The following is a 16,570-nucleotide window of genomic DNA, read 5'->3' on the forward strand; positions in this document are numbered from 1 at the left end:
CGTTCGGTGCCGATGTAGGGGTCGCGCACGAACGGTCCATCATCTGGGGAGATGAACGATGGGCACTACAGCAATGTCTTGGGGACGCCGCGGACGCGGTGCATTGATCGCGATCGCGGTGACGCTCGCCGTCGCCTTCGGATCGCTGGTGACGATGTCGCCCGCGCAGGCGGACGTGAGTCCACCGGCCGGAGAGGCCTCGACGGTCACCGCTGATTCGCTGCCGACGGTGCAGATCAACGGCATCGTCTGGGATCAGGCCGTGGTCGGCAACGTCGTGTACGCCGCCGGCAAGTTCACCAGCGCACGCCCCGCAGGGGCGGCCGCCGGCACGAATGAGACGCCGCGGTCGAACCTCCTGGCCTACGACATCCGCACCGGGGTGCTGATCGCGTCGTTCGCGCCGTCGATCAACGGCCAGGTGCGTCAGGTCGAGGCATCGCCAGACGGCACTCGCCTCTACATCGTCGGCGACTTCACGACCGTGAACACCCAGACCCGCAACCGCGTGGCGGCGTTCGACCTGCCCAGCGGAAACCTCGCGGCGTTCAACCCGAACTCCAACGGCGTCACCTCGGGTGTCGCCGCGACCAACGACACCGTGTACATCACCGGCACGTTCGGTCGCGTCTCCGGCAACGACCGCTCCGGCGCCGCAGCGTTCACCCGCGCCGGCGCTCTGCTGCCCTGGGCCCCGGCGCTCGAAGGCCGGCAGGGTCGTGTCGTGACCGTCTCTCCCGCGGGCGACAAGGTGGTCCTCGGCGGCAACTTCCAGACTCTCAACGGCAGCTCGAACCCGGGCTACGGCCTGGCCATGGTCTCGGCATCCGACGCCTCCCTGCTGCCGTTCTCGGCGAACAACGTCATCCGCAACGCCGGACTCGACGCGGCGATCCTCTCGCTCAAGTCGTCCGGCGACGACATCTACGGCACCGGCTACGTGTTCGGCGCCGGTGGCAACCTCGAGGGCTCCTTCCGCGCATCGTGGTCGAGCGGCGACCTCGTCTGGGTCAACGACTGCCACGGCGACCAGTACGACGTGGAGCCGATGGGCGACACCGTGTACGCGGCCGGTCACTCGCACTACTGCGGCAGCCTCGAAGGCGGTTTCCCGCAGAGCGACCCCTGGTCCTTCTACCGCGGTCTCGCGGTCTCGAAAGACGTCGCGCGGACGACGCCCTACGGACTGAACCTCGGATACTACGACTTCGGCGGCAACCCGGCGCCCAAGCTGCTGCACTGGTTCCCCGCTTTCAACGCGGGAAACGTCAGCGGCGCATCGCAGGGCCCGTGGTCGGTCAGCTCCAACAGCGAGTACCTCGTCTACGGCGGTGAGTTCACCCGGGTGAACAACACCGGTCAGCAGGGTCTCGCCCGCTTCGCGGTGACGTCGAAGGCGCCCAACGCGCAGGGTCCGATCCTCTGGAACACGGCCTGGCCTGCCTCGTCGATCGCCCTCACGGGCGGATCGGTCCGCGTCAGCTGGCCGCTCAACTACGACCGTGACAGCGAGTACCTGAAGTACGAGGTGCTGCGCGACAACGCGGTCGTCAAGACCTATGAGAACGTCCGGTCGAAGTCCGCCGACTGGGGGCTCCCTCCGATGGCGTTCGTCGACACCACCGTCACGAACGGAACCACGTACACGTACCGCGTGCGTGCCACCGACAACGAGGGACACTCGATCCTCGGTGGGACGACGACCGTGACGGCATCCGGATCCGCGGCCCCGAGCGCGTACCGCACCGCGGTGCTCGATGACGCACCGCTGAACTACTGGCCCCTCGACGACTCGTCGGCCACGCTCTCGTACGACTGGGCCGGTGCATCCGACCTCGCCGTGCGCAGCGGCGTGACCCGCGGAACCACCGGTGCCATGCTCTCGGACTCGCGCAGCGCGTCGAGCTTCGACGGCTCCGGCGAGGGCTTCGCGTCGACGACATCGGCGATCGCCGGTCCGAACACGTTCGGCATCGAGGCCTGGTTCAAGACGACCGCCACCAACGGTGGAAAGATCGTCGGATTCGGCAACAGCTCCACCGGCACCTCCGGCAGCTACGACCGCCACGTCTACATGGAGCCGAGCGGACAGGTCACCTTCGGTGTCTACCCGGGGTCGTCGCAGACGATCAGCTCGGCCAGCGCGTTCAACGACGGGCAGTGGCACTACGTGTCGGCGGGTCTGAGCGACGGCGGCATGGTGCTCTACATCGACGGCGTCCGCGTCGCCCAGCGCACCGATGTCACGTCGGCGCAGTCGTACAACGGCTACTGGCGAGTCGGAGGCGACAGCCCGTGGTCGGGAGCAGCCTTCTTCCCCGGTCAGATCGACGACGTCGCCATCTACGGCGCCCCGCTGACCCGCGAGCAGGTCGCTTCGCACTACACGGCATCCGGTCGTGAGCTCGAGGGATCGACCGCTCCGGCTGACGCGTACGGCGCGGCCGTGTACGCCGCAGACCCGGCGCTGTACTGGCGACTCGGCGAGTCGACGGGCGACACCGCAGCGGATGCCTCGGGCTACAACCAGAAGGGCACCTACTTCGGCAGCGTCAGCAAGGGCGCCGACGGAGCCCTCGCCGGTGTGACCAACAAGGCGGCCTCGTTCGAGGGTGGCCAGGTCATCAGCCAGAACTCCTACACGAACCCCCGCTCGTACTCGCTCGAGGCATGGTTCAAGACGAGCACGACCACCGGTGGCAAGATCATCGGCTTCGGCAACAGCTCGAACGGCAACTCCTCGGGCTACGACCGTCACGTCTACATGACACCGGACGGCAAGCTCATCTACGGAGTGTGGGTCGGCTTCGCCGACACGCTGCAGACCTCCGCGTCGTACAACGACGGCCAGTGGCACCAGGTGGTCGCCACGCAGGGCGCCACCGGAATGCGCCTCTACGTCGACGGCGTGGAGCAGGGGTCCAACGGCCAGACGAACGCTCAGGACTACACCGGGTACTGGCACGTGGGCGGCGACGTCACGTGGGGTCCGGGCGACTGGGAGTTCGACGGATCGATCGACGAGGTCGCGGTCTACCTGTCGCCGCTGTCCGGAACGACCGTCTCGCAGCACTACGCGCTGGGAACCACGGGAGCGCCCGCGAACATCGCACCGACGGCGAGCTTCACGAACACCGTGACCAAGCTCGGCCTCGCGGTCGACGCGAGCGCCTCCGCGGATGCCGACGGCACGATCGCGAGCTACAGCTGGAACTGGGGCGACGGAACGCCTGCGGGCACCGGAGCCACGGCGACGCACACCTACGCGGTCGCGGGCTCCTACACGGTGACCCTCACGGTGACGGACGACAAGGGCGCGACGGGCACGTCGACGTCCGTCGTCGAAGCCGTCGCGAACCAGGCGCCGGTCTCCTCGTTCACCTCCGCCGCCACCGACCTGAAGGCCGATGTCGACGCGAGCGCCTCGCAGGACACCGACGGCACGATCGCCGGCTACTCGTGGAACTGGGGTGACGGGTCGGCCGCAGGATCGGGCAAGACCGCGACCCACACGTACGCGGCAGCGGGAACGTACACCATCACGCTCACCGTGACCGATGACGAGGGAGCGACGTCGCAGACGACGGCGTCGATCACGGTCACGGCGCCGGTGGGAGCGGTGACCTACGCCACCGACTCGTTCAACCGCACGGTCGCCAGCGGCCTCGGTACCGCGAACACCGGGGGAGCGTGGACCCTGTCGAACACGGCATCCAACTACCTCGTCAGCGGCGCCTACGCGGCGTTCCAGCAGCCGGCCGGAGGAGCGCAGCGGTACGCGTACCTCACGGGCGTCTCCTCGACCGACACCGCAGTCGACGTCGACGTGGTGCTGCCGCAGCTCCCGACCGGGGGCAGCGCGTACTACACGGTGGCCGCACGTCGTGTGGGCACGGAGGACTACCGGTCGCGCGTCATCGTCTCGCCGACCGGCGGGGTCCAGCTGCAGCTGCAGCAGACGGCTACCGTCCTGACGACCGCCTCGACCGGGCTGACCGTGAGCGCCGGTGACGCACTGCACGTGCGCACCGAGGCCACGGGCACCTCGCCGACAACGGTCAGGGCCAAGGTGTGGAAGGTCGGCACGGCTGAGCCCGCGAACTGGACCTCGTCGACGACGAGCTCCACCGCTGGTCTGCAGTCGGCCGGACACGTCGGTCTCGGCGTGTATCTCGGCGGCTCGGTCACCAACGTGCCGTTCCAGACCCGGTTCGACAACTTCTGGGCAGGATCCACGACGGGCGGCCCGACGCCTCCCGCCAACCAGGCGCCGGTCGCCGCATTCACCAGTTCGGTGAGCGGGCTCTCGGCCACGGTGAACGGATCGACCTCGACCGACGCCGACGGCACCATCGCCTCGTACGCCTGGGACTTCGGAGACGGAGCCACGGCCACGGGCGTCACGCCCGCTGCGCATGCATATGCTGTCGCAGGCACGTACCAGGTGAAGCTGACGGTCACGGACGACAAGGGTGCGACCGGAACGGTCACCAAGGCGGTCACGGTGACGGCGGGCCCGGTCAACCAGAACCCTGTCGCATCGTTCACGGCGACTCCGACCGATCTCACGGTCGCGGTCGACGGCACGGCATCGACGGATCCTGACGGCTCTGTCGCCTCGTATGCGTGGAACTTCGGTGACGGGGCGACCGCCACCGGGTCGACCGCTTCGCACCCGTATGCCGCAGCGGGCACATACACGGTGACGCTGACGGTGACCGACAACCTCGGCGCGGTGAACACCGTGACGAAGTCCGTGACGGTGGTCGCTCCGGCCGGTGCGGCCTTCGCCGCCGACGACTTCGGTCGGGCGAACGGCACGCTCGGGACGGCCCAGACCGGTGGTGTCTGGACGCAGACGAGCGGAGCGGCGAACGTCGCGATCGACAACGGGGCAGCGAAGTTCACGACGCAGGCGGCGGGGCAGACTCGCACGGCATCGTTGAACTCCGCCACCTCGACGAGCACGGATCTGACGTTCACCGTGACCGCGCCGGCGATGCCGGCCGGAGCGCGCGTCTACGTCGCGGCACTCGCTCGGGTCGTCGGGTCGGATGACTACCGGGCGCGGTGGCTGATCGGTGCCGACGGATCGGTGACGGCACAGCTCGCCCGCGGTGGCACGGCATTGGTCTCGCAGAACATGGCGGGCTTCACGTTCGCCGCCGGAACGGTATATAACGTGCGGGTGCAGGCATTCGGCACGGGTACGACGACGCTCCGGAGTAAGCTCTGGGCGGCGGGAACGACGGAGCCGGCTGCCTGGCAGCTGTCCACGACCGATTCCACCGCAGCACTGCAGACCGCCGGTTACGTCGGGATCTCGACCTACGCGGGATCCGGCTTCACCAGTGTTCCGTACACCCTGACATTCGACGACTTCCGAGCACGAGGAGTGACGCCCTGACTTTCGCAGATTCGTACCGGAGCCTCGCGGCCGCCCAGAAGGGGCGTGCACGCGGGGCTCCTGCGTACTCGGTCTTCATCAACCGTCCCGTCGGCCGGGTCATCGCAGCCGGCGCATTCACCGCAGGGCTCGTGCCGAATCAGGTCTCTCTGATCAGCGCGGCCTTCACCTTCACGGGGATCGTGCTCCTGGCGACGGTCCCGCCGTCGATCGTGCTCGGGATCATCGTCTGGCTGCTCCTCGCGGTCGGCTATGCCTGGGACAGCGCAGACGGTCAGGTCGCGAGGCTCCGTGGAGGAGGCTCGCTCGCGGGGGAGTGGCTCGACCACGTGCTGGACTCCACCAAGCTCGTCGCTCTTCCGCTCGCAGTCGCCATCGGCTGGTACCGGTTCTTCCCGCTGCCGTCGGACCTCTGGCTTCTGGTGCCGCTCGGCTTCGCGGTCATCTCGACGGTGACGTTCTTCGGGATGATCCTGAACGACCTGCTGCGCGGCAAGAAGGGCGTTGCGCAGGCGGCTCAGGCCGGTGGGTTCTCACTCGGGCGCTCTCTGCTCGGGCTTCCGACGGACTACGGCATCCTCTGTTTCGCGTTCGTGCTGTGGGGCTGGCCGCAGGCTTTCATGCTGATATACAGCCTCCTGGCCCTCGCCGCGCTGCTGTACTTGGCCGCCGCTCTGGCCATATGGTTCCGGAAGATGTCAGCGCTCGGCTGAGCCCGCACGCGCTCCGAATGCTGACAGTCTGTAGACCAGTATCAGCGAATCCTCAGCCACTGCGCAGGGAATTCAGGCTATTGTCTACGACAATCCGCCACCGAAGTCGGATGTCGTAGCTGCCACACCCGACCCTGCAGTGACGAGAAGCACATCGGAGACCCTCCCCCATGCGTAAAAACTCCCTCCCCCTGATCGCAGCTTTATCCGCACTACTCCTTCCCTTCGCCTCCGTGGCCCCCGCCGCCGCCGCAGAGAGCTCAGGCGTGGTCCTCATCCAGGACTCGATGACGCGAACCGTCGCCAAGGGCCTAGGGGCCGCGCCCGACGGCCGAACGTACGACGCCTCACCGCTGACCTCGATCTCGGTCGCCAACGGCAAGGCGAAGCTGTCCGCCGCCGCGCCGGGTGCCACCGTGACCGCGCGACCCGTCGGTCTCTCCGTCCGCGACTCCACTCAGTCGACGGTCTTCACGCTTCCGCAGCTGCCCAAGTCCGGTTCGGGTGTGTACGTGAGCCTGCAGTCGCGACTCACGGCCGACGGCTTCTATCAGACGCAGGTCCGCGTGGATCCGAAGGGCGTGGTTCTTCTCGAGACGCTCCGCGTGAACGCGGGGGTGCAGACGAGCCTCGGCCACGCGTGGGTTCCCGAGCTCCGTGTGAAGGCTGGCGTCCCGTTCGTCCTCGAGACCCGCCTCGCTGGGACGACCGCAGTCACGGTCGATGCACGGGTGACCGCGGCAGGAACGAAGCCGACCACGTGGAAGCTCTCTGTCACGGATCGCTCGGCGAAGCGCCTCGCGGCCCAGGGGCGCGTGGGGGTGCGGCTCTATGTCTCGCGGAGCACACCCGCGCTGGCAGCCCTCTTCGATGACCTCACCGTCACCGCGAAGGCGACGACGACGCCTGCTCCGCCGACGACTCCGACGACTCCGACGACTCCGACGACTCCCACGACTCCCACGACTCCCACGACTCCCACGACACCGACGGCTCCCGCCGGTGCGGCCGGAGCGGCCCCGGTCTGGAACGTCGCCGGCGCGAGGACAGGCGCGGGGTCGGCGCTCGTCGGAACCACGAAGTATCCGGTTCCCGCTGGAGCGCTCTTCGTCAGCCCGAACGGCACAGCGGCCGGCTCGGGTACCTCCGCGGCCCCCTTCGCCACGGTCCAGGCCGCGGTCGACCGGGCGCCTTCAGGTTCGACGCTCGTGCTTCGCGCGGGCTCGTATCACGAGACGGTCGTGATCCCCGCGGGCAAGAAGATCACGATCCAGTCCTATCCGGGTGAGGCGGTCTGGTTCGACGGCGCCTCGACCCTGAAGAACTGGCAGGCTTCCAGCGGTCGCTGGTTCAGCGCGGACTGGAAGTACGACTTCGATTCGACGCCGTCCTTCACCAAGGGCGAGGCCGACGGAACAGAACCCGGCTGGCGGTGGCTGAACGCGGCGTATCCCATGGCCGCGCACCCCGAGCAGGTCTGGATCGACGGCGCCGCTCAGGCCGAGGTCTCTTCGCTGGCGGCGCTGAAGCCGGGCACCTTCTTCACCGACGTGGCGAACGACCGGCTCTATCTCGGGAGCGACCCTGCAGGCCGCACGGTGCGCGCGTCGACTCTGACCAAGGCGCTTTCGCTGCGCGGGGAAGGCGCGGTCGTCCGAGGCATCGGCGTCCGCAACTACGCGACGTCCGTCTGGATGATGGGCGCCGTCACCGTCGAAGCGCCGAAGGCGACGATCGAGAACGTCGTGATCTACGACACGGCGTCGACCGGACTCTTCGTCGGCGCCTCGAACGCGACGGTGCGCGATGTGACGCTGGCTCGCAACGGCCTGATGGGGCTCGGCGCCAACTACGCTGACGCGCTGACGATCGATGACCTCCTCGCCGTCGAGAACAACGCCGAGCACTTCAACACATCGCCCGTGTCCGGCGGCGTGAAGATCGCGAAGTCGCGGGGAGTCACCGTGAGCGATTCCGCCCTGCTGCGCAACGACGGCCCAGGGGTGTGGCTCGATCAATCGGTCTACGACGTTCGCATCACAGGATCCGACCTCGTCGAGAACAGGGGTGCCGGCGCTTTCCTCGAGTTGTCCCAGAAGATCGATTTCGTCAACAACCTCGTCCTTCGGAACGCGGGCAACGGCGTCAAGATCAACAACACCGGCGGCGTGAACCTGTGGAACAACACGATCATCGGCGGCGACCGGGCTGTGAACATCGTGCAGGACAGCCGCAGCTCCACGGATTCGTCCGTCCCGGGACACAATGCTCGGCGCCCGTTCCCGGATTCGACGATGCCGTGGCTGATCCGCGACATCTCGATGGGGAACAACGTCATCGGTGAGAGCGCCGGAAACTGCACGGTGTGCGTCGAGGACTACACGCACCGGTACACCCCGGCCGACCTCAACATCCGCTCGGACGGAAATGTGGTGCAGCGAAACAGCGCTGCGGCGCCCACTTGGTTCGTCATCTGGTCGCGTGGCACGGCCAATGTGAACCCGTATGTGTTCACGACGTGGGCGGATTACCGGACGACGACAGGGCAGGACGCGAACTCCACCGCGGTCGAGGGCAGGAAGGCGACGGATGCCTCGGGAAGGCTGCTCGCGGGTGTGACGGCCCCCGCCAGAGGTCTTCCGGCGATCGTGGCGACGATCCTCGGATCGACGACACCCACGATCGGGGCCCGGTTCCCCTGATCGCGATCCGGTTCCCCTGATCGGGGACCGGTGCCCCTCATCGCGACTCCCGACCTTCGGTGAGGGCGTGTCATCAACCCAGAAGGGCCGAGGCGGTGATCGCCTCGGCCCTTCGTGTCACGGATGACTGACTACTGTGCGGGTCCTGCCCAGAAGTCGTCGTACGTGTAGACGACAGGCACGGCCGTCGCGCTGGACGACAGGTAGCTGTTCACGCCCACGTAGCCGGGGGCCTGCAGCGAGGCCGTGGCATCGGTCGCCGAAAGGGTCCACGCTGTCGGTTCTGCGGTGGCGGTGCGCCAGACCTTCGCCTTGAGGGTCGTCGGGTTGGTGCCCGTCACCTGGAACTTCACGCTCAGCTGGTCGGCGCTCGTGATCGTCAGACCGGGGACGGTCGTCGACGAGAGGACCGTCTCGACCCCGGCGATCGTCTTCGTCAGCCAGAGGGACACGACGCCGTTCGACGCCACGCGGAACTTCGCCCGGTAGTCGTTGGCAGTGTCGATCTGTCGTCCGAGAGCGGAGAAGTAGAACCCGCCACCGGTGGACGGCTGGTTGAACGCCACCGTGAACCGTTCCTCGGTGTTCGTCGACGGCGTCGAGCCGGCGAGCGAGGCCGAGTAGTTGTTCCCCGCCGACAGGGTGACGGTTCCGCCGGTGCCGTTGACGGCGAACTTGCTCAGGGCCGTCGCGCTGGTCGGGAACATGGTCCACGCGCCGCCGGTGGTGGTCGCGGTGCCCCATCCGTTGGTGCCCGTCCGGGTGAAGGCATCCTGCGCCCACACCTGCGGTGCCGCGACGGTGACCGACTTCGTCGTGGTGGCTGTCGCCCCCCGATCGTCCGTCACCGTCAGGGTCACGGTGTAGGTGCCCCCGGCTGCGTAGGTGTGGGAAGACGTCGCTCCCGAAGCGGTGCCGCCGTCGCCGAAGTCCCAGGCGTAGGACGCGACGGTTCCGTCCGCATCCGCTGAGCCCGAGCCGTCGACAGCCACAGCGAGGTTCGCCACCGAGGTGGTGAAGGCCGCAGAGGGTGCCTGGTTCGGCGCCACGGTGACGTCATGCGTCACGGTCGCCGTGCCACCTCGGTTGTCCGTCACCGTGAGCTTCACGGTGTAGGTGCCGGCGCTCGCATAGGTGTGGGACGCCGTCGCTCCGGATCCGGTGCCGCCGTCACCGAAGTCCCAGGCGTAGATGTCGATGGTCCCGTCAGGGTCCGTCGATGTCGTGGCATCCACGGTCACTGCGAGCAGGTTCGCCGCGGTCGTGAACGCCGCTGTCGGATCCTGGTTCGGCGCCAGCGTCGTCGTGACGGCCCGCGTCTTGGTGGCAGTGGCGCCGTTGTCGTCCTTCACCGTGAGAGTCACGGTGAAGTCGCCTGCCGTCGTATAGGTGTGGGTCGTGGTGGCGCCGGTGCCGGTCGTGCCGTCACCGAAGTCCCACTCGTACGACGCGATCGTGCCGTCGAGGTCGGACGATGCCGATCCGTCGAGCGCGACGTCGAGGTGATCCGTGGTGGCGCTGATCGCCGCGGTGGGAGCCTGGTTAGGGGCGACCGTGACCGACCGGGTGAGGGTGTTGACGAGCGAGGTGCTGTCCGTCACCTTCAGCGTGATCGTGTAGGTGCCCCCGGCGGTGTAGACGTGCGACGCCGTCGCCCCCGTCGCGACCGTGCCGTCACCGAAGTCCCACGCGTAGGCGAGCGGCCCCCCGTCGGCATCGGTCGACGTGCTCGCGTCGACGTCGATCTTCAGCTTGTCGGCCACCGAGGTGAATGCCGCCACCGGTGCACGCCCGGGAACGGTGCGGCCGCTCGCTGCGAAGTGATCGCGAACCCGCTGCTCCGAGAGCACCGAGGGGTACACGGCGACCTCGTCGAGCGTTCCGGCGATGTAGTTGCTGGACGTGCTGCCCCACGTCCTGTCCGCGCCGATGCGCCAGTATCCGCGGTAGTTCTCCGAACCCGCCATCGAGTTGCTGCCGACGAGCTGCGTATCGAGCCACAGCCTCATCCCATCGGCGCCCTGAGTGGCGACCACGTGGTGCCATTGGCCGTCGTTGTAGGAGGTGGGGGTGACCAGGGTCGTCTGCGGCTGACCGCTTCCGAACTGCACCTTTCCGTCGCTCTGCATGATGACGTGTCTGTCGTACTGGGTGCTGAGCCCGCTGGTGGCGTTGCCGAATCCGATCAGCGTGCCGCCCTTGTTGCTCGTCGTCTTGAACCACAGCTCTGCGCTGTAGGTGGTCGGCGCCGTCCAGGGCTCCTGCGCGACCACGAGCGCGGTCGTGCCGTTGAAGGTGGTCGCGGTTCCGGTCCCGATCGCGGACGTCTGCCCGCGGGTCACGGTTCCGGCGAGATTGCCCGTCGTCCCGCCGGAGGCGGAGTCGACGATGGTGCCTGCCGCCGTCTCGTTGAGACGCCAGTAGAGATCGGGCTTGTCCGTCGACACCGCGGCGCCGTAGACATCGGTCGGAGCTGCGGTCCACGCGGCCGAACGCCCGCTCGCGAGGTAGTGCGACTGGATGTCGGCCGGAGTCAGGGCGGACGGGTACACCGCCACGTCGTCGATCGTGCCCGCGAGACCGGCGTTGGTCGGCTTGTTGGTGAAGCCGTTCGTCTGGTCTGCGCCGATGCGCCAGTAGCCGTCGTAGATCTTCGGCGAGGTGCGTGCCTGATCGCGATCCACGCGCTTGCCGTCGACGAAGAGCTGCATGCCCTCGGCGCCCACGGTGCCCACGATGTGGTGCCAGTTGCCGTCGTTCACCGCGGTGCGGCTGAAGATCGTGCGGTAGGAGCCGTCGTTGATCGCGAAGTTCGCGCGTCCCGAGTTGTCGAGGTAGAGCACTCGGTCGGTGATCCCCGACGTCGACGTGCCCGTGGCGGAGTCGCCGAAGCCGACGATCCGCCCGCCCCTCGTGTTGGTGGTCTTCACCCACGCCTCGACCGTCGCGGCCGGCGTCGCGGTGCTGACATCCTGCGTCGTCATCTTGGGCGTGCTTCCCCCGGCAGAGGTGATCGCCGCGTTGGAGTCGTTGAGCAGTGCGCCCGACGAGCCGAGCGTGAGGCTCGTGGCCGTACCGGGTGCGTTCCCCACGTCGTCGTACAGCCGCGTTCCGGTCGTCTCGTCGAGGCGCCAGAGGTGGCTGGCACCGCTTGCCCTCACCGCTGCGCGGTACGTGGCGGTCGGCGTGCTCGACACGGTCACATAGGGCGACCAGGCGCTCCACTGCACGTTGCCGTCGGCATCCTTGGCCCTGACCTGGTAGCGCACCTGCGCTCCCGGCGTCTGGCCGCTGTCGGTGATGCTCAGGCTCGGCAGGTTCCAGAACCGGCCGTCGGTGCGGGTGAAGGTCGCGATCTTGACGGAGGGGCTGCGGAACACGTCGTACGTGATCGTGGCGTTGTCGCGATCCCAGACGCTGGTGAACGGGACCCTCACCACTCCGGACTCGTTCGAGTACGGCGCGGGGGTGAGGCCGGCGTTGTAGACCGGGGCGACGGCGTGCGGCGAGACGTTCGTCTTGCCGAACCGGACGAGGCCCTGCTGCGCCACGTTGTTCACCTTCGGGAACTCGCCGCCCAGAACGACGTAGTTCGCGTTTCCGGTGACCGACCATGCGGCTTGACGCGCGCTCGTGTAGGTGCCGAACTCGAGATCGGGGTACCAGTTGAGCTGCTCCGTGTAGGGAAGACCGGTGAAGTCCCACCCGTAGGCGTCCTTCTTGGTGATCACGCCACCCGTGGGCGTGGTGCTCTCGGCGATCGCCTTCACCCAGCGCGAGCGCGGGTTGGTGTCGCCGAAGGCGCCGACAACGCTGCAGTCGTGCTTGTGCGAGACGGAGTAGAGCACGCCGCCCTGCGGGAAGCTCGCATACGTGTCACCGAGGCAGTCGTTGAGCCAGTTGATCTGCCCGGTGTAGGGGTCAGCCGCGAAGGTCCCCTCGAATGATGCTCCTGCACCGAACGCGTACCCGGTGCCGTAGACCTGCGTGCCGTCGGTGCTGAGGCTCGAGATCGCTCCGTTGAGCCCGGCGGTCTTGATCTTGTCGGTGGCGGCCCAGGGGAGTGCGGCCCCGGTCGCGGTGTCGACAGAGGCCATGCCGTATGCGGGTGCCCCGTTGAGAGTGGTGAACGAGCCGCCGATGATGACGCGGGAGGAGTCGGGCGACATCAGCATGTCCCACACGAATCCGTCGCCGGCCGCAGACGGAGCCCACGACGTGATCGTCTTGGAGGTGGTGTTCCAGGCCGCCAGCTCGCTGCGCGGCTGACCGCCGCTGGAGCGGAAGTTGCCGCCCACGTAGACGGTGTCGCCCGCGAAGGCGAAACCTCTCACCTGTCCGTCCGTGCGGGGCGCCCAGTCGAGCATCGCGCCGGTGGCGACGTCGAAGGCCGCGACGTGCGCGCGGGCCTGACCGTCGACGGCCGTGAAGTCGCCGCCGAAGTAGACGGTCTTGCCGTCGGGGGTGACTCGTACGACGAGTCCCTGAGCGTCGAAGGAGTGGCTGAAGTTCGGAACGGGGTTTCCCGTGGTGATGTCGAACGCGAACACGTTGTTCGCGTCGATCTCGCCCGGCCCGCCGACGGCGACCCCCGGCGGGCGTGCCTTCGTGAAGCTGCCCGTGACGTACACCGTGTTCCCGGCCACGACCTGACTCCACACGACACCGTTGATCTGCCAGGTGGGCAGGACGTCAGCGGTGACGGTGTTGGGCTGTCCTGGTGTGTCGGCGGACGCTGACTCGGTGGGCAGAGCGATGAATGCGATCGCGGCCAGGGCTGTCGCGGCGGTGGCGATCGTGGCGATCACGCGACGGAGACGGTCTGCTCCGCGAGCGGTGCGTGTCATGGAGGTTCCTCGTGTCGGGAAGCGGTCGGAATCGGTGGTCGCGGACGGGCTCAGCGTGGACATGTCAGCCGAGCCCTCCGCGGAAGACGGCGGATGTATGGTCGCCGTCGAAGTCGACGACCACGGTGACCTCGTCGCGCGCATCCACGGGGAGCGCGAAGGCGTAGGTCGCGGTGGCGCTCTTGCCTGCGGCCACCGTGCCGGCGAAGTCGGTGACCTCCGCTTCGGCGGCGTAGACGCGCACCGCGGTCGTGCCGCTCGCATCGAGCACCGTGAGCACCGACGTGCCGAGGTCGATCGAGTCGGAGGAGCCGTTGTCGATCGTGATCGTCAGTCGGGCGTACTCGCGGCCCGGAAAGCTCCCCGGTCCCTGCGACGTCTCCTTGCCGAACGACACGTCGTCGATGCGGACGCTGACGCCGTCGCCGTAGGACACGGCATCCGAGGTGTCCGCCGGATCCGCCTTCACGGTCGGTGCATCCGAGTGCCCCGCACGCTCGATCTTCGCGACAGGCTCGTCGGGGGTGGTCGCTCCCGAGTTCGCCGACGGCGCGGAGCTCGCGGACGGTTCAGGAGCGGGAGTCGCCGACGATGTGACCGTCGGATCCGCTCCGCTCGACGGCTCCCCGGTGCCGCTGCAGGCGACCAGGCTCACGCAGAGCGCGAGGGCCGCGATGGACATGCTTGTACGCGCAATCACCATGATTGTCGATTCCCCAGATTCCCCAATCAGGGTTGCCGATGTCGACCCGTTCAGAACGAGTCGATCGGCTTGCGTCATCCCCAAATGACGCTATCCCCAGTGAGCGCGATCCTATCATGTCCGCCGGATGGGGGACAAGAGTCCTGTGGATAGATCTCGCTAGACCTTCAGCGAAGAAGTGCGGCGAGTATTCCGTCGGTGTACCGATCGACCGAGAACGCGTCCGCGACCGCCGAGGCATCCGATACGGCGAGAGCCGCCTGCGAGGGCCAATCGTCGATCTTGGCAGCGATCGCCGCCGCGAGTTCAGCAGCGTCGCCGGGGGCCACGAGCGTCGCGCTCTGCGACGAACTCACTGCTTCCGGCAGACCACCGACCTTACTCACCACCGCAGGACGCGCGGCGAGAGCGGCCTCGACGGCGGTGTTGCCGAACGTCTCGTCGACGAGGGAGGTGATCACGGCGATGTCGCTGCGCGCGAGGTCGTCCCACACCGACGACTTGAATCCCAGGAGGGACACCCGATCTTCGAGTCCGCAGCGGGCGACCTGGGCGCGAAGCTCATCGAGGTATGCCTCATTGCCGGGGAAGACAGCGCCGACCACGTCGAGACGAACGTCGCGATCCTCGCGGACGAGCGCGTCGAGCGCATCGACCGCCACATGCACGCCCTTGCGATGCGACAGTCGACCGACGTAGAGGAGGCGCGTCGGGGCGGTGAGCGCGATTCGCGGTGGAACGACCTCACCTGGACCGGGGACCGCGTTGTGCACCACGATCGTCCTGTCGCGGACCCGAGGAGCGGAGGACGCCAGGACGCGACGCGTGAAGTCGCTGTTCGCGATGACGCGATCGCTGAACACGAGCGGCAGGTAGAGGGCGCGGCGCACGATCCCGGCGACGGAGCCCTCGCCCTCGTGCACGTGACAGACCGTGCGGCGTCGGCTGATGCGGCCGAGGAGGATCCACAGCGGGGGAGTGATGGTGTTCACGATCACCGCGCCGGGGTCGACGCGTCGGATGAGTCTGAGGCCGGGGCCGACGGCCTTGACCGTCGTCACGACCAGCTCCACGAGTCCCCGCGCGTTCAGCAGGCCCTTGCGGACGATCGGCGTCGCGCACTCGACGACCTCGGCTCCGGCTTCCTCGAGCAGCGGCACGAGGGGCCCTGCCATCGGCACGGTCACCACGACCCTCCGCCCCGTGCCGACGAGCGCGCGGACGGTCTCGAGAACCATCCGATCCGAGCCGTACAGGTCGGAGCCGGGGTTGGCGATCAGGACGACGTTCGGGTCACCCTTCGGCATGTCAGCGCTGAGGCCAGTACTCGTCGACCAGGCTCACCGTCGATGCGATGTTCGCACGGCTGGATGCGCCGAAGACGATCGACTCGAGGTTCGGCAGCGAGGTCACCCACTCGATGGCTTCGCGAGGCGGGATCGCGCCACTCGCATACACCGACATCGCGACGGCACGGAACTGGCGCTTCTCCATGGCGTCACGGTACGCCTCGACGCCGCCGGACATGCGGAACCCCAGCTTGTTGATGTTGGAGCACACGATCGGGTTCTCGACGCCGGCCTTGTCGAGGTCATCGAGCAATCGAGGGAGGTTCATGGTGATGAAACCGGGCTCCGCGTTGTAGCGCTTGCGCACGTGGTCGGCGAAGATCCGGAAGGCGTCGGTGAATCCCAGGCCCGACAGCAGATCGACGACCACGTTCTGCAGCCAGATGACGGGGGTGTCGAGCCCCTCGAACATCTTCATCTCGGCGTCGATGAGCAGGGTCGTCACGCCTTCGATGTCCTTGCGAGCGAGCGACGACGTGCCGCGCGCGATGCTGTCGAGCAGCCCTTCCTCGGGGAGGAACTTGCGGATCGCGCCGAGGAACCCGTCTTCCGTCACAGCGTTCGCGTACTTGTGCGCATACGGCATGCACGGGAAGAACGTCATGTCCGCATAACGGTCCGGATGTGCGCGGACGTGGTCGGTCACCTCCGAGATGCGATCATGCGTGGTGCACATGAACGTGTGAACGCCCTCGTCGTACGCGGCATCGAGCACCCCCATGATCGCACCGGTGTCCTGGAACCGCATCTGCTGAGCGCGGGCCTTCTCTTCGGACATGTGATTGACGCCGAAGAACTGGTTGTCACCGAACAGAAGCCGGTCCATGGTTCGCGTGGGTGTCGTCATGG

7 protein-coding genes are annotated in these 16,570 nt (G+C 67.7%); 3 read left to right on the top strand and 4 right to left on the bottom strand.

Features of this window, described 5'->3' with window-relative positions:
* Positions 1-58: 58 nt before the first annotated feature.
* The 3 genes from MRBLMI13_RS10970 (at position 59) to MRBLMI13_RS10980 (ending at position 8,822) form a co-directional block, all read left to right on the top strand.
* Entirely contained in the window at positions 59-5,407 is a 5,349-nt protein-coding gene (locus tag MRBLMI13_RS10970; RefSeq protein ID WP_367825008.1) for a PKD domain-containing protein, read from the top strand.
* Positions 5,408-5,538: 131 nt separating this feature from the next.
* The gene (locus tag MRBLMI13_RS10975; protein ID WP_327037341.1) at positions 5,539-6,120 is read left to right on the top strand and encodes a CDP-alcohol phosphatidyltransferase family protein; all 582 of its coding nucleotides are present in this window, start codon (positions 5,539-5,541) and stop codon (positions 6,118-6,120) included.
* 233 nt (positions 6,121-6,353) lie between these two features.
* Complete coding sequence (locus MRBLMI13_RS10980; protein ID WP_367822483.1) at positions 6,354-8,822, top strand: right-handed parallel beta-helix repeat-containing protein; 2,469 nt, start codon at positions 6,354-6,356, stop codon at positions 8,820-8,822.
* A 131-nt stretch (positions 8,823-8,953) separates the two neighbouring features.
* Here the strand turns inward: MRBLMI13_RS10980 and MRBLMI13_RS10985 are convergent, their stop codons facing one another.
* From MRBLMI13_RS10985 to MRBLMI13_RS11000, 4 genes are all read right to left on the bottom strand, one after another.
* Positions 8,954-13,669 carry a PKD domain-containing protein gene (locus MRBLMI13_RS10985; RefSeq protein WP_367822485.1) on the bottom strand — a complete coding sequence of 1,572 codons (4,716 nt, stop codon included), beginning with the start codon at positions 13,667-13,669 and terminating at the stop codon, positions 8,954-8,956.
* Positions 13,670-13,733: 64 nt separating this feature from the next.
* Entirely contained in the window at positions 13,734-14,351 is a 618-nt protein-coding gene (locus MRBLMI13_RS10990) for a DUF4352 domain-containing protein (protein ID WP_367822487.1), read from the bottom strand.
* A 188-nt stretch (positions 14,352-14,539) separates the two neighbouring features.
* On the bottom strand, positions 14,540-15,679 hold the full coding sequence (locus tag MRBLMI13_RS10995) for a glycosyltransferase (RefSeq protein WP_367822489.1): 1,140 nt from the start codon (positions 15,677-15,679) through the stop codon (positions 14,540-14,542).
* Between the two features lies 1 nt (position 15,680).
* The gene (locus MRBLMI13_RS11000; protein ID WP_197065936.1) at positions 15,681-16,568 is read right to left on the bottom strand and encodes a hypothetical protein; all 888 of its coding nucleotides are present in this window, start codon (positions 16,566-16,568) and stop codon (positions 15,681-15,683) included.
* Positions 16,569-16,570: the final 2 nt, after the last annotated feature.

Origin of the sequence: Microbacterium sp. LMI13-1-1.1, from assembly GCF_040815625.1 — a bacterium.
Lineage (GTDB): Bacteria > Actinomycetota > Actinomycetes > Actinomycetales > Microbacteriaceae > Microbacterium > Microbacterium forte.